A 25,879-nucleotide genomic window follows, 5' to 3' on the forward strand; every position below is an offset into this window, starting at 1 on the left:
TCCACCGGCGCGGTCCATAACAAGGATCTTGCGCCGGTGAAAGGGGCTATCAGGCGCGTTTCGCGTTTTCGGCGTCGCGCTGGTCCTGGGGGACGATCACCTCGGCTTCCGGGACATTCGTCGGCATGTCGCGGCTGTCCTCGGACACGTGCGGCACGTCCCCTTTCGCGGTGTCGTCCAGTGTCGTGGCCGGTTTTCCTGACGTCGAAGCGTCCGGTCCATCCGCCTTGTCCGACGGGCTATGCACCAGCTCGGCCTCGGTCACGACGACCTCGTTGCGCTTGTCTTCCACCGACCCGACGATCAGCGGAAGCATCTCGGTCTGCGCGGGCATGGCGACGATGCCTTCCTTGGGCACGGTCCAGGACAGCGTGTCGAAGGCACCGCAATTGCCGCAGATCGGCTCCCACTCGGAATGGACGGTGTGGCAGTTGTCGCAGACCCATTGCGGACCACGCGGCACGCTGACCGCCTTGGTCAGCCAACCACGGACGACCGCGTCGTCGGCGCCCTCACCCCGTTCGATGGCGGCCATGATCGTGACCGAACGCGCGGTGGGATCGTTGGTCGCCAGGTCGCCCAGCGCCCGTCGGGCGGCGGGGAAATCCTCGTTCGCGATATGCAGCTCGGCCAGGAGCATCTTCGTCTCGGGATGGTCGGGCTTGATCCGGGTCAGCGTGGTGAAGCGGCGCAGACGCTGTTCGGGCGTCTCGTCCGGCGCGATGTCGGCGAAGGCGGCGGCCAGGTCGGGATGCGGCTGCGCTTCCCAGGCCTTCTTAAGCACGCGCGTGGCGTAACGGGTCTGGTTGTTCTTGGTGTAGCCGCGCGCGGCCATGACCGCGGCCGGGATCAGGTCCGGCGACAGGCGGTTCGCCTCGATCGCGTTTTCGCGGGTGCGGATGTCGCTGTCTTCGTGCAGCAGATCCTTGGCTTCCGACAGCGCCAGCACCGCGTCGCGGCGCTTGTGCACGTCGCGCGGCAGGGTGCCGTATTTCAGCTTGGCGCCCAGGGTGCGGCGCGCGCCCTTCCAGTCGTGCTTGCCCGCCTGCAGGCGCAGCAGGGTGTCCTGCGTCTCGCCATGCTTGGGCTTCAGCGCGAAGGCCTTTTCAGCCAGCGCCAGCGCCGTGTCGGTGTCGCCGTCCTCGAGCTTCTGCTTCATCAAGCCACGCACGCCCACGAAGCGGGTGCGGTCATCGCTGAGCAGATCCTTGTAGACCCGCTCGGCGGTCTTGCGATCCCCGGTCATCTCGGCACCTTGGGCCACGAGCAGGTTGGTGAGTTCGGGGCGGTCCAGGTATTTCTGCGCTTTCTGCGCATTGGCCTGGGCTTCCTTGCCCTCGCCCGACGCCAAGGCCAGCAGCGCATCGGCGAGCGCGTTCAGACCCTTCTTTTCGCGGTTGCGCGAAAAGTGGCGGCTGATGGCGGTTTCATCGCCGTTCAGGAACCGGACAAGCGCCACGAAAAGACCCAGCAGTTTCAGCAGGATCCAGACCGCGACCAGCAGCAGCACCGCCGCCACGGCGGTTTGCAACGGGCCCAGCGTGAACTCGGTATTGGCGAAAGCCACGCGGATCGTTCCGTCGGCGTTGAGCAGCTGCCCCGCGCCCCATGTCAGGAATGCAACCGCGCAGAAGAAAAGAACGACCTTGATGAGGGACCACAGCATACCGGAACGTCCTTAATTGCTTGTCGTTGAAGTGGCGAGATCGGCAAGTGCGGCGCGGGCGTCGACGCGCGCCTGGGCGCGTGAGATCCAGCCGGACATCGCGTCGCGGCCTTCCTGCGGCAATCCGTCGAGTTCGGACAGCGCGGCCTGCAAGTCGCCCTCGCGCAGGCGGGCCTCGGCGCGCGACAGCACCGCGTCGGGGCCGGTGCCTTCCTGTTCGTCCAGCGCCCGCGCGCCGGTCTGCGATTTCAGGAAGGCTCCGACGCGATCGAGCGCGCCCCCGCCCGCCGTCACCTGAAGCGACGCGTCCAGGGCCGCGCGTGCCGCGTCCGGAAAGTCGTTCTGCAACGCGACCAGCGTCGCGACCCCGTCGGCGGCCGGTTCGACCAGAGCCGGGGGCAATTCCTGCCCCGACGCCTCGGTATAGGCGCCGACGGCGTCGGAATAAGCCTCGCCCGCCTCGATGGCGGCGCGGATCTCGCTCAGGGCGGCCTGCGCCGAGATGCGGCGCGTTTCCGCTTCGGCGGCCGCTTGGGCCTGGGCGATGGCGTCCGATTGCGAGTCGAGCCGGGCGCCCAGATCCGCCAGCTGCTGCTGAAGCGCCGCGACCTGTTCGCCGCTGCTCATCTGGTCGATCCGCTGCGACAGCTCGTCGATACGGGCCTGGAAGGTGGCCTGCAGGCTGTCGGTGTTCTGCGACAGCTCGGCGATTACCGCCGGATCGAAAGCCGGAGCGCCGTCATCGGTCCCATCGGCTTCGGCCAGGCTGGCGATCCCGGCCTCGACACCGCCGATCCGCTCGTTCAGCGAATCGATGTTCCCGGCCAGCGAGCCGAAGTTGTTCTGCAATTCGCTGAGCCCCGCATCCGACGCTTCCAGCCGCGCCGTCATCTCGTCCGGGGCGCCCAGCAGGCTTTCGATCTGGTCGAGGCGCGCTTCCTGCGAAGCGACCACCTGGGTCAGCTCGTCTTGCGAAGCGACCACTTGCACCAGCTCGTCCTGCGCGCCGTCATCGGTGCCAAACAACGAGAACTCGCCGTAATAGGCTGCGACATACCCGATCGCAGCCGCAAGAAAACCGCCAAGGATAAGGGTCAGAAACGAGGGGCCGTCGCCCGGCGCGCTGTTCGATCCAGAGGTCTCGGCCGTATCGGATGTGTCAGTCGTCGCCACCTGCGTCCCACCTTTGTCCTGCCCAAGAAGGGGCTGTTGTGTTCATTGTTCAAGCCACAAAGGACCTTAACGTTCCCCGTCCGGCGCAACAAGGGCACCGATCCGGGCAATCATCCCGGCCGCATTCGGCACCTGTGCAATATGGAGCGGACCCGGCAATGGCCAAGCCTCGGCCACCGCCTTGCTGATCGCGATGACGGTGGGACGGGCCCGCGCGGGGTCGAGTTGCCCTGCGACCAGCCGCGCCGAGCGGGGGCTGTAAAGCGGCAACAGGCAGCTCTGTTCGGTCAGCATCCGCCGCGCCGCTTCGGTCAGGGGCTGGTCCAGCTGGTCATAGACGACGCGATCGGCGGCGGCGCGACCGGCCTGCCGCGGGGCCAGCGTCAGATCGAACGTCACATGGCGTCCGCGCAGGTGCAGAAGCGGGCCCGTCGTGCGGCGCAGCAGGAAGTCCACCAGCCCCGCCGCGTCGCCCGGTCCCACGTCGCACGCGAAGCCGCGCAGGCGTGCAGAACGCGCGGTGGCGTCCCCGACAGCGACGGCGGGCCGGTCCGCCAGGCCAAGCGCCGTGGCCCGCAAGACGGCGTGGCGGGACGTGAAGACCAAGGTGCCTTCGGGAAGGTCGCCGGGGGCGACGGGCACGATCCGCAACACGGGTGAAAACAGGATCGGCCCCGCAAAACCGGCGGCACGCACCGTGCGCGCGGTGTCATGCGCGGCATCCAGCGGACGCGTCAGGACCAGGGCTGGATGGGCGATGGCGACACCTGCTGGCGATGGACGGGCTTGCGCTCAAGTGCTACGCGGCGTGTCGACCAGACGCAACAGGACCGCATGACCCCCCGAACGACCATCCTGGGCATAGAAAGCAGCTGCGACGATACCGGCGCCGCGCTGGTGCGCGTGTGCGCGGATGGGCGGGGCGAAATCCTGTCGAACGTGGTGTCCAGCCAGACCGAGCTTCACCGCGATTTCGGCGGAGTCGTGCCTGAAATCGCGGCGCGGGCCCATGTGGAAAAGCTCGACTTAAGTGTCGAAAAGGCGATGTCGGACGCCGGTCTTGCGCCGCAAGACCTGGCCGCGATCGCGGTGACGGCCGGGCCCGGCCTGATCGGCGGATTGATGGCCGGTGTCAGTTTCGCCAAGGCGCTCGCCGTGGCCTGGGACGTGCCGATCCTCGGCATCAATCACCTGGCGGGCCACGCGCTGACCCCGCGCCTGACCGACGCGGTGTCTTTCCCCTACCTGATGCTGCTGGTGTCGGGGGGACATTGCCAGTTCCTGCGCGTCGAGGGTCCGACCCGCTTCACGCGGCTGGGCGGCACCATCGACGACGCCCCGGGCGAGGCCTTCGACAAGATCGCCAAGGCGCTTGCCCTTCCGCAGCCCGGCGGCCCGCAGGTTGAAGCCGGGGCGCGCGACGGGCAGGCAACGATCCCCCTGCCCCGGCCGCTGCTGGACCGCGCGGGATGCGACATGTCCTTCTCGGGCCTGAAGACCGCCGTGCTGCGCGCCCGCGACGCCGCGCTGGTGGATGGCGCGCTGCCCCGCACGGTGCGGGCCGACCTGTGCGCGTCGTTCCAGGCGGCGGTGGCCGACATCCTGGCGCGCAAGTCGCAGGCGGCGCTGGACATGGCGGGCGACGTGACCGCCTTTGCCGTGGCGGGCGGGGTCGCGGCGAACGGTGCGATCCGCGCGGCGCTGAGCGATCTGGCGCAGGCTCGGAACCTGCCCTTCGTCGCGCCGCCGCTGGCGCTCTGCACCGACAACGCCGCGATGATCGCCTGGGCCGGGATCGAGCGGTTCAGGCTTGGCCAGAGCGACGGGCCGGATCTGGGCGCGCGCCCGCGCTGGCCGCTGGATCAGGACGCGGCCCCGATGCTGGGTAGTGGCAAAAGGGGAGCGAAAGCATGAGATATTGGCTGTTCAAATCCGAACCCTCGGACTGGAGCTGGGACGACCAGCTCGCAAAGGGCGCCGCCGGCGAGGAATGGGGCGGCGTGCGCAACTACCAGGCGCGCAACTTCATGCGCGAGATGGCGGTGGGCGACCGGGGCTTCTTCTATCACTCGCAAAAGGCGCGCGCGATCGTCGGCACCGTCGAGATCTGCGCCGCGGCCCATCCCGACAGCACCACCGACGACGACCGCTGGGACTGCGTGGATATCCGGGCGCTGGAAACCCTGCCCGAGCCGGTGACCCTGGACGCGGTGAAACAGACCCCGGAACTGGCGGACATGGTGCTGGTCAAGAACAGCCGCCTGTCGGTGCAGCCCGTGACGGCCGACGAATGGTCGTTGATCTGCAGGATGGGTGGGCTTCAGGACGGCTGATCGGCGGTATCGCCGTCGTCGTCATCCTGCTGCTCGCCATCGGTCGCGGCGTCGTCATCCTGCTGGTCGGCATCGGTCGCGGCGTCGTCATCCTGTTGCAGCACCTTCAGCGCGTCGGGCTTCAGAAGCCACAGGCCCAGCACCCCGAGCGCGCCCAGCGCGAAGGTCATCACCGCCGCCGCCGCCATGGTATAAAGGCGCTCGAAGGCAAGCGTGCTGATGTCGGACACGAGTGCGAGAACCTCGAGCACCGATACGGTCAGGCACGCGGTGAAGACCGTGTAGTTCCACGGCAGCGTGCGGAAGGACAGCGCCAGCGACACCGCGCCCAGGGTGATCAGCAGCCACGTATCCTCGCTTATCCACGCGAAGCCGATGGCCACGGCAGTGCCCAGTATCGTGCCGACCGTCCGCTTTACCGTGCGCTTGAACAAGCGTCCATGCGGCGGAATGCACAGCACCACGAACGTCAGGGGAAACCAGAACCCGTGTTCGCCGAAAAAACGTCCGCCCACGAAGACCGATGCGGCCAGCCCGAAGGCGAAGAGCGAGCCGAAGATCAGCGCGTATTCGTCGCTTTCGCGATCCTCGTCCCCGCTGGTGCGGGTCTGGTCGAACCAGGCGGCCACCAGCAGCGACCAGATCATCGCCAGGATGAAGATGGCGAAAAGCATCGGCTTTTCGTCGGCGGGCAGGATCGGCGACGTGAACACGGTCCAGGTGATCAGCGCCCGCAGGCACGGACGGGCCATGCCGGACTTGCCGCAGATGCCGGTGATGATCCCCAGGCAGGGCGCGACGATCAGCGCCATGTCCGGGTCGCCCAGCGCCAGAAGGCCCGCCATCCCCATGACCAGCGTGACCACGGACGAGTTCAGAACGCCCGCGTCCTTGGCGGCAAGGTATGCGGGCAAGGCGGCGATGAAGGCGACCGCGCCCATGCGGCCGTAGATCAGCACGGCGATCACCGGGGGCAAGGCGACGGCCAGCATGGTGATGGCGACGGTACGCCAGTCCATGGGGTTGCCGTCTTCGAACAGCCAATCGAATGGTTTGCTGGACATGCCGTCTCCGCCTGCGCTGCTTGGTAACTAGCGCGCCGTTCTGCGGCTTAAAGCGGGATGCGCCCGGCGATCATCTCACCGAGCGTCACGGAGGTCAGGATCAGCCGTAGGCCGATTCCTTGCTGAAATGCTTGGTCAGCATGTAATAGACCACGGCACGATACTTGTTGCGGTTCTCGCGGCCGTAGATGCGGATCACTTCCTGGATGCCGCCCATCAGGCTTTCGCTGTCCGGCAGGCCCAGCTTCTTCATCAGGAAGTTTTCCTTGATGCGGTTCAGCTCTTCGGTGTCGGACGCGGCCACGGTGGACGCGTCGTCGTTGTAGATCGCCGGTCCGCAGCCGATCGTGACTTTGCGCAGCAGGTCCATGTCAGGCTCCATGCCGCACTTTTCGCGAAGATCCTTGGCGTATTTCTCGATCAGTTCGTCTCGTTTTCCCACGGGTCTGTCCCTCCCCAAATCTGTGAAACAATGCGCGAAGTGATGCACAGGGATTTTTCGCGACGCGGATGATTCCGTCAAGTTGGCGTATTTTCCGGCTTATATGTTCCAAAAACCGCACAATTTTCGCGCCACTGCAGGATTTCGCCGCAAATGCTGAAATCTATGTAAACTTGTCCGAGGAATCGGACGGCCCCGAGTCGTACCGGTCGGAAAAACGACGGGGGACAAATACTATGACAAAAAGGACTTATGTCGTCGCCTACGAGGGCGACGCGCACTCATCGACGGTATTGGATTACGCCGTCCAGCACGCCCTCGAGGCGAGCGGGACACTCAATATCGTCCACGTTCTGGAATGGTCGCCATTCCAGTTCCTGACACCGGAAGAGATCGAAGAACGTGCGGGCAAGCGCAAGGAAGGCTGGAGCGCGCGGAAGAGGTCATCATGAAGCCGGCGCTGGAAAAGGCCCGCAGCGCGGGCGTCGAAGCCATCGGCACATTGAAGTTCGGCAATGTCGTCGACCTGGTCTCGGAAGCCGCGACGGAATGCGCGGCCAACGCGATCTTCGTGGGCCGCTCGGGGGGCAATTCGATCACCGCCCGGATCTTCGGCTCGGTCCCGCTTGGACTGGCGCAGATCGCCACCGTTCCGACAATCATCATTCCGTGAAGGGTCACGTCATGCAAAATCTCGCAAAACTGCTTGTGGTCGCCTTGTCCACGCTCGCCTTCGCCGGTGCGGCGCGGGCGCAATCGGTCGACGAGACGATCAACCAGATCTTCGCCGACTATACCGGATGGTACGTGGGCTTCATCTTCGCGCCCTTGCCGGGCACCAATTTCAGCTGGATCGCGCTGTGGCTCGTCGTCGGCGCGCTGGTCTTCACCTTCTATTTCGGGTTCATCCAGTTCAAGGGGTTCGTCCATTCGATCCGGCTGGTGAAGGGGGATTATTCCGATCCCAACGACGCGGGCGAAGTCAGCCACTTCCAGGCGCTGGCCACTGCCCTGTCGGGCACCGTGGGCCTGGGCAACATCGCGGGCGTCGCGGTCGCCGTCGGCATCGGCGGGCCGGGGGCCACGTTCTGGATGATCGTCGCGGGCCTCTTCGGCATGGCGACCAAGTTCACCGAATGCACGCTGGGCGTGAAATACCGCAACGAATACCCGAACGGCACCGTTTCGGGCGGGCCCATGTACTACATGACCAAGGGCTTCGCGGAACGCGGCCTGCCCATGGGCAAGATCATGGCGATCCTGTTCTGCATCTTCACGATCCTCGGCGCGCTGGGCGGCGGCAACATGTTCCAGGCCAACCAGGCGCACGCGCAGCTATCGGGCGTGATCGGTGACTATCCTGGCTGGATCACCGGCGTGCTGCTTGCAGGTGTCACCTTCGCCGTCATCGCGGGCGGTCTGAAGTCCATCGCGCGCGTGACCGAAAAGGTCGTGCCGTTCATGGGCATCTTCTACGTGCTGGTGTCGATCCTGATCCTGCTGATCAATTACGACCAGATCCTGTGGGCCTTCGGACAGATCTTCGTGGGCGCGTTCACCGGGCTTGGCGTGGTCGGCGGCTTCACGGGCGCACTGATCCAGGGGTTCCGGCGTGCCGCATTCTCGAACGAGGCAGGGATCGGCTCGGCCGCCATCGCGCACTCGGCGGTGAAGACCAAGGAGCCGGTGACCGAAGGTTACGTCGCCCTGCTTGAGCCGTTCATCGACACGGTGGTGATCTGCACCATGACCGCGCTGGTCATCGTGATCACCGGCGTCCTGCAGGTGGATCCCGAAACCGGCCTTTACATCTGGAACGCCGAAGCCGGCCGCATCCAGACCGAGGACGGCGTGCAGGGTGTCGCGCTTACGTCGCTGGCCTATGCCCAGACCTTCAGCTGGTTCCCGATCATGCTGGCCGTCGCGGTGGTGCTGTTCGCGTTCTCGACGATGATCAGCTGGTCCTATTACGGCCTGAAGGCCTGGACCTACATCCTTGGCGAAGGCGAGGTGAAGGAGCTGATCTTCAAGATCATTTTCTGCGTCTTCATCGTGATCGGCGCGGCGGCCTCGCTGGGTCCGGTGATCGACTTCTCGGACGCGATGCTGTTCTCGATGGCGATCGTCAACATCATCGCGCTGTATCTTCTGATGCCCATCGTTCGGGGCGAACTGGACAGCTACGTCAAGCGCCTGCGCTCGGGCGAGATCAAGAAATACTCCGGGTCCAGCGACGTGGCGCCGGGCGTGAAGCCGGGCGAATGACCTGAGAAGGGTTGGCCGCCCCAGACCGGGGCGGCCTGCCTTGCCGAACGGTTGATGACCGCGGGCGAGGCCGAAGACGGCGGGCCACGCTCTGACAAGGTCGAAATGCAGAAACGCTCTGGGCAATCTTCGAAGCGTCCCCGAGCTCCGCAAGACAGGAAAAGGCCCGGCATCCCCCAAGGAATACCGGGCCTTTTCTGCGTCGAAGAGGTGCCTAGAAAGTCGGCAGGTCCGGCAAGGGCTGGCCCAGCCATTTCTGGCTGATCTCGTCCAGCTCACCGCCCAGCTTCTTGTGCAGGATGAACACGTTGGTCCATTGCAGCAGGTCGGTGTCGCCCTTCTTGATACCGATGAAGGCGGGCGATTGCTTCAGGATGAACTTGGTCTCCAGCCCCATGTCCGGGTTCTTCTCGGTGATCTCGGCGGCGGCGGTGTTGCCCGACACCAGCACGTCCACCTGGCCCGACGTGAAGGCCGACATGGTGGCGGCGTTGTCGCCGAAGCGCACGATTTCCACGTCGTCGGGCGCGATCTTCGTCAGCTCGAGATCTTCCAGCGTGCCGCCGGTCAGGCCCACGCTCATCCCCGACAGATCGTCGGCGCTTTCGATGGACTTGTCGGCGGTGGCGAAGGCGCCGGAATAGAACGGCGCGTAGGCGGCCGAGAACCAGATCGACCGGGCCCGCTCGGGGTTGGCGCCCATGACCGAAATCACCATGTCCACCCGGTCCGTCTCAAGGAACGGGATGCGCTGCTTCGACACGACGGGCACGATTTCCAGCTCGACGCCCATGTTCTCGGCCACCAACCGGGCCACGTCCACGTCGTAGCCTTCGTGTTCGCCCGACGGGCCCAAGGCGCCGAAGGGCGGGAAACTCTCGGGCACCGCGATGCGGACCGTGCCGCGCTCGAGGATATCGCTCAGTTCGGCCAGCGCCGGTACGGGCAGCGCCACCAGCGCGGCGGTTGCGAGGGTCTTCAGAAATGTCATGGTGTCTTCTCCTTTGTTGAAAATCATGCGGCGGTCGGGGTGATGGCCTTGCGGGAATGGGTGCCCAGCCTGTTTTCCAGCCGCCGCGCCAGCAGCGACAGCGGGAAGCACAGGCAGAAATAGATCAGCGACATGATCGGGAAGATGACGAAGGGCTCGGTCCCGTCCACGGGCGCGTTGGCCCAGCGCTTGCCGATGGCCATGAGGTCGGAAAACCCGATGATATAGGCCAGCGACGTGCCCTTGATGATCTGCACCATGAAGCCCACGGTCGGCGCCAGCGCCACGCGCAGCGCCTGCGGCAGGATGATTAGCCTCAGCGTCGGCAGGAAGCGCAGGCCCAGCGCCTCGGCCCCTTCCCACTGGCCCGCGCCCACGCTTTCGATGGCGCCGCGCCAAACGTCCGACAGGTAGGCGCTGGTATAAAGCGTCAGTGCCAGCGCGGCGGCGGTCCAGGGGCTGACGTCGATGGCCAGCAGCTTCGGCACGCCCAGCCCCAGCAGGAACAACAGCATCAGCAGCGGCGTCGCCTGGAACACCCAGATGTAGGAAATGGCGATCCGCCTGGCCCAGCGGCTCTTGGTGATCCGCAGCACCGTGATAAGCCCGCCCAGAAGACCGCCGCCCACGAAGGCGATCAACGACAGATAGATGGTGAACTGCGTGGCCGCGATCAGCTGGAACAGCACGACGCCCTGCGGCTCGCCGAAGATCTGGCCGAACAGCTCTTTCATCGAGCCACCTGCCAGCGGAACATCCGCTTCTGCAGCAACGTCATCGCGGTTTTGAACGCCAGCGAGATGCCGATATAGATGACCGTCAGCGTCAGGAAGACCTCGAACGATCGGAATGTGCGGCTGTCGATGAACAGGCCCGCCTGGGTCAGGTCGTTGACCCCGATTTCGGACAGGACGCCGGTGGTCAGGAACAAGAAGATGAACTGCGAATTCAGCGACGGGAACATCCGCGCCACCGCCTGCGGCAGCACGACCTTCACGAACATCACCCAGCGCGGGATGCCCAGCGCGTCGGCGGCCTCGTACTGGCCGTCATCGACCGACGTGAACCCCGCGCGCAGGATTTCGCTGAAATAGGCACTGAAATTCAACGTCAGGGCCAGGATCGCGTGGCCCCAGAACGGCCACTGATAGCCTAGAAGCATGGGCAGCCCGAAGGCCACGAAGAACAGCTGCACGATCAGCGGCGTGTTGCGGATGAACTCGACATAGGCGGCGGCGACATGACCCAGAAGCGGCACCTTTCGATGCCGCAGGTAGGCGAGCGCCAGCGCCAGCACGAAACCCAGCACACCCGACAACGCGGTCAGTCCCGCGCTCATCCCCGCCCCCTGAAGCAGCATCAGCAGGTAGTCGGGATTGCGGTAGATTTCGAAGAACCTGAGATCCATGTGCCACCTTTACGTGGCGACAAGCATCACGGCGCGGCATGGCAGAGGTCCACATCACGGGCGCGTGTGCGCAGGGGATCCGGCAAGGTTGGGGAAAATTTGGGCGGCATGCCCGATTCCGCCGCAGGGGGCGGCACAGGGGCGACGCCAAGCGCCGCCCCGTCCGTCATCAATAGCGGTAATGCTCGGGCTTGAACGGCCCCTCGGGCGTCACGCCGATATAGGCGGCCTGCTCGGAATTGAGCTCGGTCAGCTTCACGCCGATGCGGTCCAGGTGCAGCCGCGCGACCTTTTCGTCCAGGCGCTTGGGCAGGATGTAGACGTCGTTTTCATACTCGCCGCCGTTCTTCCACAGCTCGATCTGGGCCAGCACCTGGTTGGTGAACGACGCGCTCATCACGAAGGACGGGTGGCCCGTGGCGTTGCCCAGGTTCAGCAGGCGGCCTTCGGACAGAAGGATGATCCGGTTGCCAGACGGCATCTCGATCATGTCCACCTGGTCCTTGATGTTGGTCCACTTGTGGTTCTTCAGGTTGGCGACCTGGATCTCGTTGTCGAAGTGGCCGATATTGCCGACGATCGCCATGTCCTTCATCTCGCGCATGTGCTCGATGCGGATCACGTCCTTGTTGCCGGTGGTGGTGATGAAGATGTCCGCGCTGCTCACCACGTCTTCCAGCAGCACGACCTCGAACCCGTCCATGGCCGCCTGCAGCGCACAGATCGGATCGACTTCCGTGACCTTCACCCGCGCACCAGCGCCACGCAGCGACGCGGCCGAGCCCTTGCCCACGTCGCCGTAGCCCATGACCACGGCGACCTTGCCGGCCATCATGGTGTCGGTGGCGCGGCGGATCCCGTCCACCAGCGATTCCTTGCAGCCGTACTTGTTGTCGAATTTCGACTTCGTGACGCTGTCGTTCACGTTGATCGCCGGGAACGGCAGTTGGCCCTTCTTCTTCAGATCATAAAGACGATGCACCCCGGTGGTGGTTTCTTCGGTCACGCCCTTGATCTGGTCGCGCATCTTGGTGAACCAGCCGGGCGACTGCTCCATCCGCTTCTTGATCTGCGCGAACACGGCGACTTCTTCTTCCGAGGTCGGGGTTTCGATCAGGTCGGTCTCGCCCGCCTCGACCCGCGCGCCGAGCAACACGTAAAGCGTCGCGTCGCCGCCATCGTCCAAGATCATGTTCGGGCCCTCGGGGAATTGGAACGAGCGGTCCAGGTAATCCCAGTGCTGTTCCAGCGACTGGCCCTTCACGGCGAAGACCGGCACACCCGCTTCGGCGATGGCGGCCGCCGCGTGGTCCTGAGTGGAAAAGATGTTGCACGACGCCCAGCGCACGTCGGCGCCCAGCGCGGTCAGTGTCTCGATCAGCACGGCGGTCTGGATCGTCATGTGCAGCGAGCCGACGATGCGCGCGCCCTTCAGCGGCTTGGCCTCGCCGTATTCCTCGCGGCAGGCGATCAGGCCCGGCATCTCGGTCTCGGCGATGTCCAATTCCTTGCGGCCATAGGCGGCAAGCGCGATGTCTTTGACGACGTAGTCTTCGGCCATGACAGTATCCTTGATTTCCCGATTTGCGGCGGCGATACCACCTTGTGGTCAACGAAACAACGCCGCGTCTCGGGACACGTCGTCGCCCCGCCGAACGCGCGCCGAGCAGGAGATCGAGCATGACCAAGGCGCCCCGCGCGTGGCAGCGGATGTTGTCGGGCCGCAGGCTGGACCTGCTGGACCCGACGCCCGTGGATATCGAGATCGAGGATATTGCCCACGGCCTTGCCTTCGTCGCGCGCTGGAACGGGCAGACGGCGGGCGATTTCGCCTATTCGGTGGCCGAGCATTCGCTGCTGGTCGAAACGCTGTTCACGCGCATGGTGCCCCGCCCCGAGCCACGCTGGCAATTGGCGGCCCTTCTGCACGACGCTCCGGAATACGTGATCGGCGACATGATCTCGCCGGTGAAGGCGGCCGTGGGCGCAAGCTACGGCGCGTTGGATGAGCGTTTGACCGCCGCGATCCAGCTGCGCTTCGGTCTGCCCGCGATGCTGCCGGTGAAGGTGAAGCGGCAGATCAAGGCCGCCGACAAGGTCAGCGCGTGGATGGAAGCCACCCAGATCGCGGGATTTTCGGAAGCGGAAGCCACGCGGTTCTTCGGACGGCCCAATGCCGACCTGATCGCCGATCTCGGCATCGTCCTGCGCCCGCCGGTCGAGACGCGCCACGCCTTCGTCGCGCGCCACGCCGCCCTGTTGAACCAGCTCTGACGCGCCCGTTTAGCGCGGCGAGCGCTTCGCCAGGATCCGCTGCAAGGTGCGGCGGTGCATGTTCAGCCGCCTAGCCGTTTCGCTGACATTGCGGTCGCACTGCTCGTAGATGCGCTGGATATGCTCCCACCGGACCCGGTCGGCGGACATGGGATTTTCCGGCGGCGGCGGCAGATCCTCGCCCGTGGCCAGCAGTGCTGCGCTGATCTGGTTGGCGTCGGCGGGCTTGGACAGGTAATCGGTCGCACCGATCTTGACGGCCGCAACCGCCGTCGCGATGGCGCCATAGCCGGTCAGGACCACGACGCGGCTGTCCTCGCGCTTCTCGCGGATCGCCTCGACCACGTCCAGACCGTTGCCATCGCCCAGGCGCAGGTCGATCACGGCATAAGCCGGCGGCTGCGCGCGGGCCATGGCCTGCCCTTCGGCGACCGTCTCGGCCGTGCGGACTTCGAAGCCGCGCTTTTCCATGGCGCGCGCAAGCCGCTTCACGAAGGGCTCGTCGTCATCGACCAGAAGCAGGCTCTTGTCGGGTCCGATCTTGGCGGCGGTCTCGCTCATTTTAAGGGCATCCGTGGGTTTGATTTGCTGACCGAAAACCTAGGCCACCATGCCCTTTCGTCAATCCGCGGCACCGCGCCACGCCCAGGCGGCCGACCATTGCGAAGCGTCGGGGCTTGCCGCTAGATAAAGCGCGATGAGCGACCCGATCCCCCTGTCAGACCAGTCCGTCCCGGCGGATGTCATCTTCGCCGGACCGCGCCGGTCGAACTGGGTGCGCGTGCGCACGCTGATCGCGCTGCGCTGGGTGGCGATCGGCGGGCAGATCGTGTCGGTGATCGTGGCCCAGGCCTTCCTGGATCTGCGGCTGGAAATCGGGCTGATCGCCGTCACCATCGCGGCGGCGATCATCACCAACCTGACCGCGGTCCTGATCTATCCCGAGAACAAACGCCTGAACGAAAGCGGCCTGACCGGCGTGCTGCTGTTCGACATGGTGCAATTGTCGCTTCTGCTGATGCTGACGGGTGGGCTCAACAACCCCTTCGCCTCCCTGATCCTGGCGCAGGTGGCGATCTCGGCCACGGCCCTGCGGCTGCGCGCGACCCTGATCCTGTGCGGCGTGGCGGTGACTTTGATAACCGTCAACATGTTTATCTACGTCCCGCTGGAAACCAGAACGGGCGAGATCCTGACCCTGCCGCCGCTGTTTCAGCTGGGCTTCTGGGCGGCGATCTGCGTGGGCGTGCTTTTCCAGGCCTCGTACGCGCATCGCGTCACGCGCGAGATGACGGCGATGGCCGATGCCCTGTCGGCCACGCAGATGGCCCTGTCGCGCGAGCAGAAGCTGACCGACCTGGGCGGTGTCGTGGCGGCCGCGGCCCACGAGCTTGGCACACCGCTGGCCACGATCGCTCTGGTCAGCGGCGAATTGCGCGACGACGAAACGGCGTCACCCGAAATCCGCGAGGACGCGGACCTGATCCGGACGCAGGCCGAGCGCTGCCGCCTGATCCTGCAATCCATGGGCAGCAGCGGCAAGCGCGACACCCATGTCCAGCACGCCCCGCTGTCGGCGGTGCTGGCAGAAGCCGCGGCGCCCCATGCCGATCGCGGCGCCATGCTGCTTTACGATCTGTCCGGGCGCGGCGCGCGCGCCGATGACGAGCCGATCATCCGGCGCGCGCCCGAGATCATTCACGGCATCCGCAACCTGGTGCAGAATGCCGTGGACTTCGCCGAACAGACGGTGTGGATCGACGCGCGATGGGACGATGACAGGATCGTGCTGCGCATCGCGGATGACGGGCCGGGCTATCCGACCGATCTGCTGCCCGTGCTGGGCGATCCCTTCACGCGGCGGCGGCGCCAGCAGCCTGCGAAGCGGCGCAAGGGCTACAAGGGTATGGGACTGGGGCTCTTCATCGCCAAGACCCTGCTCGAGCGGTCCGGTGCGGAAGTCACCTTCGCCAACGGTCGCGACCGGTTCAGCCAGAACGCGCAGCAACCCGGACCGAAGGGAGCCATCGCCATGCTCAGCTGGTCCCGGCGCGCCATCGAAACCGCCGATGCGGGGCGGGGACAGCTGGATGAAAATCGCCGGATATGAACGTGCTAAAGCGCCACACCCGGTTAACCTCCTCGGAAGATTAACGGTTCGTTAACCTTCGTCACCGATCTTGGCCGGGGATTGGCCAAACGCATGGGACGATGCGATGACGTGGGATCTTTGGCGCCTGGTGCTGCTCTGCGCGCTGGGCTCGACCGCCGCTGCGACCGTGGCTGCGTGGGTTGTGATGCGCTATACCGAGCGCCTGCTGACGCGGGGGGCGGATCGCTCGGACTCGGCGCTGCACGGGGCGGACGCCACCTGCTTCGTGTTCGAAAAGGCCCGGCTGGTCGATGCCAGCCAGCCCGCCCGCGATTACCTGTCCATGCTGGGCGACGACAAGTGGTCCTACACGGGCCTGATCGGGCACCTGTCGAAAAGCTTTCCCGATCTCAGGCGCGCCTTGCTCAACGTCGCGCGCACCGGCGCCGAAAGCGTGGTGTCCTTCGACAATACCCGCTCGGCCCGGCTGACCCAGGACGGCGACCGGACGCGACTGACCATCCAGACCGCCGAAACCGATATCGTCACGCTCGACCGCGGCTCGCATGCCAGCCTCGAGATCGAGCTGGAAAGCCTGCGCGCCATGGGCGAGCACCTGGTCTATCCCACGTGGCGGCAGAGTCCCGACGGGATCATCAGCTGGGTCAACCGGGCTTACCTGGACCTGGCCCAGAACCGGTGCGGCGCGGCCGCGTCGAAATGGCCGCCGCCCGTTCTGTTCCCCGATCTCGACCCAGCCACGCGCGACGGTCACATGCGCGTCGAGTTGACGGCTGGCGATGCCGACCCGGCGTGGTTCGACTGCCATTGCGCGCGCCTGGACGGCGACCTGTTCGTCACCGCCATCCCCGCCGACAAGCTGCTGAAGGCCGAGCGAACGCTGGCCGAGTTCACCCAGACCTTTTCACGCACCTTCGCGCATCTGACCGTCGGCATCGCCGTCTTCGACCGCAACCGCGAGCTGGTGATGTTCAACCCCGCGCTCACCGACCTGACGACCCTGCCCATCGACCTGATGCTGAGCCGTCCGCGGCTGGAATCCTTCTTGGACGCGTTGCGCGCGCGGCAGATGATGCCCGAGCCCAAGGATTACGCATCCTGGCGCCAGCGCGTGGCGGATGTCGAGAACGCGTCGCAAGACGGCACCTATTCCGAACTCTGGCACCTGCCGGGCAGCCGCACCTATCGCATCACCGGGCGGCCCCAGGTCGACGGCGCCTTCGCCCTGCTGCTCGAAGACATCAGCGCCGAAGTCAGCCTGACCCGTCGCTTCCGCACGGAAATCGAGACCGGCCACGCGGTCCTGAATGCCCTGCCCGACGCGATCGCCGTGTTCGACCGGGGCGGCTTCCTGGTGCAGACCAACAAGGCTTACGACGTGCTCTGGGGCATCGACAGCCAGGAAGGGCTGACCCACATGAGCGTCCAGGACGCCGTTCAGCATTGGGACCGGGCGTCGATCCCCAGCACGGTATGGTCTGAAACGCGGACGCACCTGACCCACGAGCTTTCCGATGCGGGCTGGAGCACCGATATCCAGCTGCTGGACGGCCGCGCACTGATCCTGACGATCACACCGATGCAGGCCGCCATGCGGCTGGTCCGCTTCACCCTGGCCCCGACGACGCGGCAGTCCCGGCTGGTTCCCGTCGTGGCGCAAGACCGGATCCAGAAGCTGCTCAAGGCGTAACGTCTTGCGGGCTGCCGCCGTCGCGGCCAAGGTGCGCGCATGAGCGAAAAGCGACGCCTTTCCCTGCCCGACGCGGACGCGACCACCCGGCTGGGCCATGCCCTGGCCGACGTTCTGGGGCCGGGCGATTGCGTCTGTCTGACGGGCGATCTTGGCGTGGGAAAAAGCCATCTGGCGCGCGCCGTGATCCAGGCGCGGCAGGCGGCATTCGGCCCGGTCGAGGATGTTCCGTCCCCGACCTACACCCTGGTCCAGACCTATGCGGCGGGCGATCTCGAAATCCTGCATGCCGATCTTTACCGTCTTGGCGATGGCGACGAGCTGATGGAACTGGGCCTGTCGGACGCGCTGGGATCGTCGCTCTGCCTGATCGAATGGCCCGAAAAACTGGGCGATCTCGCCCCGCCCGACGCGCTGTGGATCACGCTCGAGGTCGACGGACCGGGCCGCGTGGCGACCCTGGTCGGCCGGGGCTGGGCCGACCGACTGGATGCCGTGGCGGATGCGTTTCATGGCTGAGCGCGCAGCCCGGATCGACGCATTTCTTGCGCGGGCGGGATGGGCGGACGCAAGCCGGGTGCCACTGGCGGGCGACGCGTCGGCCCGGTCCTACATGCGGCTGACCAGGGACGGCGATCGCGCCATCCTGATGGACGCGCCACCCGCCACCTGCGGTCCGCAAACCGCCTTTTTCCAGATCGGTGACCGGCTGTCCCAGGCCGGTCTGAGTGTCCCCGCCTGCCTGGCCCGCGACGACGACCTGGGCCTGTTTCTGCTCGAAGACCTCGGCGACCTGGTACTGGCCCGCCTGATCGCGCACGAGCCGCAGCACGAGCTTTCCCTTTACGCCGCGGCGACCGACGCGTTGGTTCATCTGCAGCGTAACGTCGGCATCGACGGTCTGCCACGCTACGGTCCCGACGAGATGGCGACGGCGATCCGGCCCGCGTGGCAATTCCATGTTGGCGGCGGCGAGCCGTCCCGGCGATGGCTGGACCTCGAGGATCATCTGCGCGCCCTGTTGCACGCCCACGATGCCGGTCCCGTGGCGGTCCACAGGGACTATCACGCCGAAAACTTGCTCTGGCTGCCCGACCGCGTCGGCATCAAGCGGCTGGGGATGCTCGATTTCCAGGACGCCGTCGCGGGGCATCCGGCCTATGACCTGGCGTCACTGCTGCAGGACGCCCGGCGCGATCTGGCCCCCGGGATCGAGGACGACATGATCCGCCGCTTCGTCCGCGCCGTGGGTGGGACCGAAGACCGCTTCCGGGCGGCCTACGCGTTGCAGGCGATCCAGCGCCACCTGCGGATCCTCGGCATCTTCTCGCGGCTGGCCGCCCAGCGCGGCAAGCCCGGCTACCTGGCGCTGATGCCGCGTGTGTGGCGCGATCTGCAGCGCGACCTGGCGCATCCCGTCGCCGCACCGCTGAAGCCGCTGATCCGAGACCTGGTGCCGCCACCCCAGGGGGCCGCATGAACGCGTCCGACCTGCCCCTGATGCTGTTCGCGGCAGGGTTCGGCACGCGCATGGGCGCGCTGACCGCCGACCGTCCGAAGCCCATGGTGCCTGTGTCGGGCCGCCCGCTGATCGACCACGCGGTGAGCCTCGCCCATGCGGCGGGGATCCGGCGCGTGGTCGCCAACACGCATTACAAGGCCGAGATCCTTGCGCCGCACCTGGCCGATCTGGGCGTCGTGGAATCCCGCGAAGAGCCCCGGATCCTGGACACCGGGGGCGGTTTGAAACACGCGCGCCCCCTGCTGGGCCGGGGGCCGGTCTTCACGCTGAACAGCGACGCGGTCTTCCGGGGGCCGAACCCGCTGACCACGCTCGCAGACCATTGGCGCGACGGCATGGCGGCCCTGCTTCTGGTCGTGCCGCTGGACCGTGCCCATGGCCGCGATGCCCCGGGGGACTTCGCCCTGACCGACGGGACCCTTGCGCGCGGCGGCGCCATGGTCTTCACCGGCGCCCAGATCATCGACCCCTCGATCCTGGAATCCCATGCCGACCCTGTCTTTTCCCTGTCCGAGGTCTGGACCGACCTGGCCCTGGCTGGCGCCCTGCACGGCGTCGTCCACGATGGCGACTGGGCCGATGTGGGCCATCCCGACGGTATCGCCCGGGCCGAGGCGCTGATCGCCGATGTTTGAACCAAGCGACTCCCCACGCCTCTTCGGCCTGCCCCCCGGCGCGGATTTCCCCGCCGAGCTGCTGCGCGGCCTGGAAAAGCGCATGGACGGCCAACCGCCCGAGCACTGGGCCAGGATCGAGCTTTTCGTCAACACCCGCCGGATGGCGCGCCGCATCACCGAGCTGTTCGTCCGCGGACCCGCGCGGCTGTTGCCACGCATCCAGCTGGTGGGCGATCTGGGTCGTGACAGCCTGCTGACCGACCTGCCGCCCCCGGCCGATCCGCTTGCCCGGCGGCTGGAGCTGGCCCAGCTGACCGCCGCCCTGATCCGCCAGGAACCCGGTCTTGCGCCGGGGACGGCTGCCTACGATCTGGCCGACAGCCTGGCCGCGCTGATGGACGAGATGCAGGGCGAAGGCGTGTCGCCGGATGCCATCGTGGCGCTGGACGTGTCGGACCAGTCCGGCCACTGGCAACGCGCGCTTCGGTTCCTGTCCATCATCCGCCCGTTCTTCGACGCGCGGTCCCTGCCCGACCCCGAAGCCCGCCAGCGCAAGGTGGTCGAAGAGCTTGTCGCCAAGTGGCAAAGCGCGCCGCCCGCGCATCCGGTGATCGTCGCCGGATCGACCGGATCGCGCGGCACCACGGCGCTGCTGATGCAGGCCGTCGCCCGGCTGCCCCAGGGGGCGGTGGTGCTGCCGGGCTTCGACGCCGACATGCCCGCGCAGATCTGGCAGGGGTTGATGGACGATCCGGGGGCCGAGGATCATCCGCAATTCCGGTTTGCGCGCCTGTGTCAGGAGCTGGATCACGCGCCCTGGGACGTCTCCGGCTGGACCGATGCGGATCCCGATCCCGGCCGTCGCAAGCTGGTGTCGATGGCGCTGCGGCCCGCGCCCGTCACCGATGGGTGGCTGCGCGACGGGCCGGACCTGGGCAACCTGCTGGACGCCACGGGGCGGATCAGCCTGCTCGACGCGCCGAACCCCCGGCTCGAAGCGCTGTCCATCGCCCTGCGGCTGCGCGCGGCGGTCGAGTCGGGACAAAGCGCGGCATTGATCACGCCCGACCGCAACCTGACGCGGCAGGTCACCGCGGCGCTGGATCGCTGGGGGATCGAGCCCGACGACAGCGCCGGCAAGCCCCTGGCGCTGTCGGCCCCCGGCAGGCTTCTGCGCCACACCGCCGCCATCCTCGGACAGGCCGTCACACCCGAAGAACTTCTGACGATCCTGAAGCATCCCCTGGTCGCCAGTGGCACGGATCGCGGCGCCCATCTGCGCCTGTCGCGCGAGCTGGAATTATGGCTCAGACGCGACGGGCCACCGCATCCGAAAGCTGCCGACCTGCGCACATGGTCCGAGCGGAAGGAAATCGACGGCGCCGCGGACTGGATCGACTGGATCGACGCCACGCTTCTATCCAGCGCCGCGACTGCCGACGGCGATCTGTCCGACATGGTCGCGGCGCATCTGCGCATGGTCCGCGTCCTTGCCGCCGGACCGCAAGGCATCGATAGCGGCGCGCTTTGGGACAAGAAGGCGGGCGAGGCTGCGTTGACCGCCATGACCCGCCTGAGCGAGCAGGCCCACATGGCCGGTCCCATGCGCTTTGCCGACTACCGCGCGGTGACCGACGCGGTGCTGGCCGAAGAGCTACGCGACCCGGTGACGCCGCATCCCGGCGTGATGATCCGGGGCACCATCGAGGCGCGCGTCCAGGGCGCAGATCTAGTGATCCTGGGCGGGCTGAACGAAGGCACGTGGCCGGAAGCCGCCCGCGCCGATCCCTGGCTCAATCGCAAGATGCGCGCCGAGGTCGGTTTGCTTCTGCCCGAACGCCGCATCGGGCTGTCGGCGCACGATTTCCAGCAGGCGATCTGCGCGCCGGAGGTCCTGATCACCCGGTCCATCCGCAACGACGAGGCCGAAACCGTGATGTCGCGGTGGCTCTACCGTCTGACGAACCTGCTGGACGGCCTGCCCCAGACCGGCGGCGACAAGGCGCTGAAGGACATGCGCGCGCGCGGCCAGTCGTGGTTGGCCCAGGCCCGCGCGGTCGAGGCCCGCATCGCGCCCGCGCCGCGCGCCGCGCGTCCCGCGCCCTGCCCGCCCGCCGACATGCGCCTGACAGAGCTGAGCGTGACGGACATCCAGAAGCTGATCCGCGACCCTTACGCCATCTACGCGCGCCGCATCCTGCGGCTAAAGCCGCTCGAACCGCTGCGCAAGGATGCCGACATGGCCCTGCGCGGCACGCTGTTTCACCAGGTGTTCGAACGGTTCGTGGCCGAAGGGATTGATCCCGCCGATCCCGACGCCGCGCGACGTTTCATGGACATCGCGCGGGCCGAGGCGGAGGCCGACGTGCCGTGGCTCGCGACGCGGATGGTGTGGTTGTCCCGGCTGGGCCTGCTGGCCGATTGGTTCGTGGCGCAGGATGCCGCGCACAGGGCCGATGGTCATGCACCGGCCGCCCTGGAACGCAGCGGCACCTACGACGTGCCGGGCACCGCCGTGCGCCTTCGCGGGAACGCCGACCGCATCGATCTGCGGGCCGATGGATCGCTGGTCGTCCTGGACTACAAGACCGGCAAGCCGCCTAGCGCCAAGCAAATCCGGCAATACGATCCCCAGGTGTTGATCGAGGCGATCATGGCCGAGGCGGGCGCCTTCCACGGTCTCGACCCGGCGCGCGTCACCGAGGCGGGGCATATCGAGTTGACGACATCACCCAAATGGCAAATCCACGCCTTGCGCGACCCGAATGCGAAGGATCCGCTGTCGCCCGAAGAGGGGCTGCAGATGCTGCAAGCGCTGCTGCGGGCCTATGGCGATCCGGGCAAGGGCTTCATGGCGCGGCGGGCCATGGAGAAGCTGACCTATGACTACGGCTACGACCACCTGGCGCGCTACGGCGAATGGGACACATCGGAAACCGCGCGGACGGTGACGCTGACATGAACGAAGCGACGCGCAGGCAGATCGAAGCGGCGTCTCCGGGGCGGTCGACCTGGCTGTCGGCCAATGCGGGCTCGGGCAAGACACGCGTGCTGACGGACCGGGTGGCCCGCCTGCTTCTGGGCGGCGTGTCCCCGCAGAACATCCTGTGCCTGACCTACACCAAGGCCGCGGCCAGCGAGATGCAGAACCGCCTGTTCAAGCGGCTGGGCGCCTGGGCGATGCTGCCGGACGAAGCGCTGCGCACGAACCTGCGCGAGCTGGGCGTCGAGGGCCGCCCCGACCTGTCCGAAGCGCGGCGGCTGTTCGCCAAGTCGGTCGAGACGCCGGGCGGTCTGCGCATCCAGACGATCCATTCGTTCTGCGCGATCCTGCTGCGCCGCTTCCCTGTCGAGGCGGGCGTCTCGCCGCAATTCACCGAGATGGATGACCGCTCGGCCGAGCTGCTGCGCGACATCTGCCTTGAACAGATGGCCGAAACCGATCCGGACCTGGTGGGCGACATGGCCCGCGCGCTGGGCGGCGGCGATATCCGACCCCTGCTGGGCGCGTTGACCGGTGCGCGCGACGACTTCCGCACGCCCCTGACCGAACCCGCCCTGCGCGCGCTGCTGGACGCCCGGGACGCACAGACCCTGGACGACTTGGTGCGCGGCGTTTTCGCAGATGACGGGCCCGCGCTGCTGAACAGGGTCGCACGGATCATGGCATCGCATGGTGGCGTCACCGATCAGAAAAACGCGCCGAAACTTGCGGCGGCGTCCGCGGCGTCGGCGCAGAACCTGGTGACGCTCGAAGGGCTCTTGCTCTATGGCTCGGATACGAAGTCCCCGTTCGGATCGAAAGCCGGGGCGTTTCCGAGCAAGGCGGCCCGCGCCGCGCTGGATCCCGACGATGCCGCGGCTCTCGACGCCCTGATGGACCGCATCGAATACAGCCGACAGCTGCGCCTCGCGCTGGTCGAGCTCGAGCGCAACCTGGTCCTGCAACGCTTCGCGCGGGCCTATCTTCCGATCTACGCGCAGGCCAAGGCGGATCGCGGCTGGCTGGATTTCGACGACCTGATCCTGAAGGCCCGCGACCTGCTGACCACGCGCGAGGTGGCGGAATGGGTGCTCTATCGGCTGGACGGCGGCATCGACCATATCCTGGTGGACGAGGCGCAGGACACATCGCCCCAGCAATGGGAAATGATCGACGCGCTGGCGCGCGAGGTCGCGGCGGGCGACGGGACACGCGCCGTTGGGGAACGGACCATCTTCGTCGTGGGCGACAAGAAGCAGTCGATCTACAGCTTCCAGGGCGCCGACCCCGCCGGGTTCGACAGGATGTACCAGCGCTTTTCGGAACGCCTGGGCCCCGACAACCTTCAGCGGCTCGAGATGCTGCATTCGTTCCGCTCGGCGCACGCGATCCTGAACACCGTGGACACCACCTTCGTCGCGCAGGACATGGCCCATATCGCGTTTCACGATGACCTTCCTGGCCGCGTCGATCTGTGGCCGCTGATCGAACCCGAGGACGCGCCCGATACCGGCGATTTCGACGATCCCGTCGACCTGGTCTCACCCACCGATGCCGCGGTGCGCCTGGCCGGGCAGATCGCGCACCAGATCCGGCACATGATCGAGACGCAGACCATCCCCGACCCCGACGCGCCGGGCGAGTCCCGCCAGATCCACGCGGGCGACGTGCTGATCCTGTTCCGCTCGCGCAAGGTCCTGTTCGACGCGGTGATCCGGGCCTGCAAGGCGATGGATATCCCCATGGCCGGGGCCGACCGGCTGACGCTGACCAGCGAACTCGCGGTCAAGGACATCACCGCCCTCCTGTCCTTTTTGTCGACGCCCGAGGACAGCCTGTCGCTGGCCGCGGCCCTCAAGTCCCCACTGTTCGGATGGGACGAGCAGGCGCTGTTCGACCTGGCCGCGCGGCGGACCGAGCGTCACCTGTGGCAGGCGCTTCGGCGGCGGCAGTCGGAATATCCACAAACCATGGCCATCCTGAACGATCTGCGCGGACAGGCCGATTTCCTGCGCCCCTACGACCTGATTGAGCGGCTGCTGACCCGTCACCGGGGCCGCGCGCTGCTGGTGGGCCGCCTGGGATCCGAATGCGAAGAGGCCATCGACGCGCTGCTGGCGCAGGCCCTGATCTACGAACGAACCTCGGTGCCCAGCCTGACGGGCTTCCTGTCGTGGCTGACGGGCGACGAGATCCAGATCAAGCGCCAGTCGGAAAGCGCCGGCCGCAACCTGCGGATCATGACCATCCACGGCGCCAAGGGCCTGGAAGCCCCCATCGTGATCCTGCCCGAAACCATGGCCGAGCCGCCGAAGGTGAAGTCGCTGCTGTGGCCGGTGCCCGGCGGGCGCGTGCTGAAACAGAACAAGGACGCCCTGCCGACCGTGCTGGAAGACGCGCGCGACGCGATCGAGGCTGCGCAAGAGGCCGAGCGTGACCGGCTGCTTTACGTCGCTATGACGCGGGCGCAATTCTGGCTGATCCTGTGCGGCGCGGGTCAGCCCAAACAGGCCGAAAAGCGGTGGTATGGCCAGATGCAGGACGCGTTCGCCGACCTGCCCTGCGCGTCGATCGAAAGCCCCATCGGGACCATCCAGCGCTACCAGACCCGCGCGTGGGATGCGTTGACGCCTGTCTCAAGGCCCACCGGGGATGCGTCGGTCAGCGCCACCGATCTGCCTGCCTGGATCGACCGGGACGTCGCGCGGCCCCCGGTGCAGGATCCGTGGCTCAGACCCTCCGACCTGGGGGGGGCCAAGGTGCTGCCGGGCGATATCGTGGCCCCGGCGGACTTGGACGACGCGTTGCTGCGCGGCTCGCAGCTGCATGCCCTGCTGGAACACCTGCCCCCCGATGCGCCCGACAGCTGGGACGCGCTGTCCCACCGTCTGCTTGCCGCGCTTGACGATACCGCCCGAACCGAGCGTCTGGACGAAGCGCGGCGCGTGCTATCCGCGCCCACGCTGCGCCCGCTGTTCACGCCGAACGCTCTGGTCGAGATCCCGATCGTCGCGCGGCACCCATCGGGGCGTAGCATCGTCGGCACCATCGACCGGCTGATCGTCGAAGACGAAAGGGTGTTGGCGGTGGACTACAAGTCGAATCGCATGGTCCCGGACAGTCCCGACACCGTGCCCGAGGGCCTGTTGCGCCAGATGGGCGCCTATGACGCGGCCCTGGCGCAGATCTATCCCGGCAAGCGGATCGAAACCGCGCTGTTGTGGACGGCGACCGCCACGCTCATGATGTTGCCCGCCGACATGGTGCAAGCCGCCTTTGCCCGGGCAACCGATCTTGACGGCTGACAGGCCGCTGCATAGGTGTCGCTCAACCCACCA

The 25,879-nt window shown here is 66.8% G+C and carries 23 protein-coding genes; 13 read left to right on the forward strand and 10 right to left on the reverse strand.

The window, feature by feature from the left end:
• Positions 1–49 precede the first annotated feature (49 nt).
• The 3 genes from ILP92_RS01935 to ILP92_RS01945 all read right to left on the reverse strand — a co-directional run bounded on the left by ILP92_RS01935 (position 50) and on the right by ILP92_RS01945 (position 3,535).
• Positions 50–1,666, reverse strand: a complete 1,617-nt coding sequence (locus tag ILP92_RS01935) for a heme biosynthesis protein HemY (RefSeq protein ID WP_198914666.1) — start codon at positions 1,664–1,666, stop codon at positions 50–52.
• Positions 1,667–1,678: 12 nt separating this feature from the next.
• Positions 1,679–2,839, reverse strand: coding sequence for a COG4223 family protein (locus ILP92_RS18810; RefSeq protein ID WP_198914667.1), 1,161 nt, complete (start codon positions 2,837–2,839; stop codon positions 1,679–1,681).
• A gap of 66 nt (positions 2,840–2,905) precedes the next feature.
• A complete protein-coding gene (locus tag ILP92_RS01945; protein ID WP_198914668.1) occupies positions 2,906–3,535 on the reverse strand; it encodes a uroporphyrinogen-III synthase in 630 nt (209 codons plus the stop codon).
• A gap of 138 nt (positions 3,536–3,673) precedes the next feature.
• On the opposite strand from ILP92_RS01945, the gene tsaD reads away from it, so the two are divergent.
• Both tsaD and ILP92_RS01955 read left to right on the forward strand, forming a co-directional pair.
• The gene (gene tsaD, locus ILP92_RS01950; protein WP_198914669.1) at positions 3,674–4,753 is read left to right on the forward strand and encodes a tRNA (adenosine(37)-N6)-threonylcarbamoyltransferase complex transferase subunit TsaD; all 1,080 of its coding nucleotides are present in this window, start codon (positions 3,674–3,676) and stop codon (positions 4,751–4,753) included.
• A complete protein-coding gene (locus tag ILP92_RS01955) occupies positions 4,750–5,172 on the forward strand; it encodes an EVE domain-containing protein (RefSeq protein ID WP_198914670.1) in 423 nt (140 codons plus the stop codon). Before tsaD ends, ILP92_RS01955 begins: the two co-directional genes overlap by 4 nt.
• Here ILP92_RS01955 and ILP92_RS01960 read toward each other — a convergent pair.
• Positions 5,160–6,236 (reverse strand): FUSC family protein, encoded by a 1,077-nt coding sequence (locus ILP92_RS01960; protein ID WP_198914671.1) that lies wholly within the window; start codon positions 6,234–6,236, stop codon positions 5,160–5,162. The genes ILP92_RS01955 and ILP92_RS01960 overlap by 13 nt on opposite strands.
• A 100-nt stretch (positions 6,237–6,336) precedes the next feature.
• Positions 6,337–6,678 carry a DUF2853 family protein gene (locus tag ILP92_RS01965; protein WP_198914672.1) on the reverse strand — a complete coding sequence of 114 codons (342 nt, stop codon included), beginning with the start codon at positions 6,676–6,678 and terminating at the stop codon, positions 6,337–6,339.
• A 236-nt stretch (positions 6,679–6,914) separates the two neighbouring features.
• On the opposite strand from ILP92_RS01965, the gene ILP92_RS18350 reads away from it, so the two are divergent.
• The 3 genes from ILP92_RS18350 to ILP92_RS01975 are packed head-to-tail and all read left to right on the forward strand — an operon-like array spanning position 6,915 to position 8,943.
• Positions 6,915–7,130: a universal stress protein gene (locus ILP92_RS18350; RefSeq protein WP_235970985.1), complete on the forward strand. Its 216-nt coding sequence runs from the start codon at positions 6,915–6,917 to the stop codon at positions 7,128–7,130.
• Positions 7,127–7,351 (forward strand): universal stress protein, encoded by a 225-nt coding sequence (locus ILP92_RS18355; RefSeq protein WP_235970987.1) that lies wholly within the window; start codon positions 7,127–7,129, stop codon positions 7,349–7,351. Before ILP92_RS18350 ends, ILP92_RS18355 begins: the two co-directional genes overlap by 4 nt.
• A gap of 11 nt (positions 7,352–7,362) precedes the next feature.
• Positions 7,363–8,943: an alanine/glycine:cation symporter family protein gene (locus ILP92_RS01975; RefSeq protein ID WP_198914673.1), complete on the forward strand. Its 1,581-nt coding sequence runs from the start codon at positions 7,363–7,365 to the stop codon at positions 8,941–8,943.
• Positions 8,944–9,157: 214 nt separating this feature from the next.
• Here ILP92_RS01975 and ILP92_RS01980 read toward each other — a convergent pair whose 3' ends face one another.
• The 4 genes from ILP92_RS01980 to ahcY form a co-directional block, all read right to left on the reverse strand.
• Positions 9,158–9,934, reverse strand: coding sequence for a transporter substrate-binding domain-containing protein (locus tag ILP92_RS01980; RefSeq protein WP_198914674.1), 777 nt, complete (start codon positions 9,932–9,934; stop codon positions 9,158–9,160).
• A gap of 23 nt (positions 9,935–9,957) precedes the next feature.
• Entirely contained in the window at positions 9,958–10,668 is a 711-nt protein-coding gene (locus ILP92_RS01985) for an amino acid ABC transporter permease (protein ID WP_214649916.1), read from the reverse strand.
• Entirely contained in the window at positions 10,665–11,342 is a 678-nt protein-coding gene (locus tag ILP92_RS01990) for an amino acid ABC transporter permease (protein WP_214649917.1), read from the reverse strand. The genes ILP92_RS01985 and ILP92_RS01990 overlap by 4 nt, the downstream gene beginning before the upstream one ends.
• 169 nt (positions 11,343–11,511) lie before the next feature.
• Positions 11,512–12,903, reverse strand: coding sequence for an adenosylhomocysteinase (ahcY, locus tag ILP92_RS01995; protein ID WP_198914675.1), 1,392 nt, complete (start codon positions 12,901–12,903; stop codon positions 11,512–11,514).
• Between the two features lie 119 nt (positions 12,904–13,022).
• On the opposite strand from ahcY, the gene ILP92_RS02000 reads away from it, so the two are divergent.
• Entirely contained in the window at positions 13,023–13,616 is a 594-nt protein-coding gene (locus ILP92_RS02000; protein WP_198914676.1) for an HD domain-containing protein, read from the forward strand.
• 9 nt (positions 13,617–13,625) lie between these two features.
• Here the strand turns inward: ILP92_RS02000 and ILP92_RS02005 are convergent, their stop codons facing one another.
• A complete protein-coding gene (locus ILP92_RS02005; RefSeq protein ID WP_198914677.1) occupies positions 13,626–14,177 on the reverse strand; it encodes an ActR/PrrA/RegA family redox response regulator transcription factor in 552 nt (183 codons plus the stop codon).
• A gap of 136 nt (positions 14,178–14,313) precedes the next feature.
• Between ILP92_RS02005 and regB the strand changes: the two genes are divergently transcribed.
• The 7 genes from regB (at position 14,314) to addA (ending at position 25,846) form a co-directional block, all read left to right on the forward strand.
• Positions 14,314–15,726: a sensor histidine kinase RegB gene (gene regB, locus ILP92_RS02010; RefSeq protein WP_198914678.1), complete on the forward strand. Its 1,413-nt coding sequence runs from the start codon at positions 14,314–14,316 to the stop codon at positions 15,724–15,726.
• A gap of 106 nt (positions 15,727–15,832) precedes the next feature.
• Entirely contained in the window at positions 15,833–17,419 is a 1,587-nt protein-coding gene (locus ILP92_RS02015; protein ID WP_198914679.1) for a PAS-domain containing protein, read from the forward strand.
• Between the two features lie 39 nt (positions 17,420–17,458).
• Positions 17,459–17,938 carry a tRNA (adenosine(37)-N6)-threonylcarbamoyltransferase complex ATPase subunit type 1 TsaE gene (tsaE, locus tag ILP92_RS02020; RefSeq protein WP_198914680.1) on the forward strand — a complete coding sequence of 160 codons (480 nt, stop codon included), beginning with the start codon at positions 17,459–17,461 and terminating at the stop codon, positions 17,936–17,938.
• A complete protein-coding gene (locus tag ILP92_RS02025) occupies positions 17,931–18,899 on the forward strand; it encodes an aminoglycoside phosphotransferase family protein (RefSeq protein WP_198914681.1) in 969 nt (322 codons plus the stop codon). Before tsaE ends, ILP92_RS02025 begins: the two co-directional genes overlap by 8 nt.
• Positions 18,896–19,576, forward strand: a complete 681-nt coding sequence (locus tag ILP92_RS02030) for a nucleotidyltransferase family protein (protein WP_235970989.1) — start codon at positions 18,896–18,898, stop codon at positions 19,574–19,576. Before ILP92_RS02025 ends, ILP92_RS02030 begins: the two co-directional genes overlap by 4 nt.
• Positions 19,569–22,520: a double-strand break repair protein AddB gene (gene addB / locus ILP92_RS02035; protein ID WP_198914682.1), complete on the forward strand. Its 2,952-nt coding sequence runs from the start codon at positions 19,569–19,571 to the stop codon at positions 22,518–22,520. Before ILP92_RS02030 ends, addB begins: the two co-directional genes overlap by 8 nt.
• Complete coding sequence (addA, locus tag ILP92_RS02040; RefSeq protein ID WP_198914683.1) at positions 22,517–25,846, forward strand: double-strand break repair helicase AddA; 3,330 nt, start codon at positions 22,517–22,519, stop codon at positions 25,844–25,846. Before addB ends, addA begins: the two co-directional genes overlap by 4 nt.
• The last annotated feature ends 33 nt before the right edge of the window (positions 25,847–25,879 follow it).

Source organism: Palleronia pontilimi, from assembly GCF_016412875.1.
In the GTDB taxonomy this organism is placed as follows: Bacteria; Pseudomonadota; Alphaproteobacteria; order Rhodobacterales; family Rhodobacteraceae; genus Palleronia; species Palleronia pontilimi.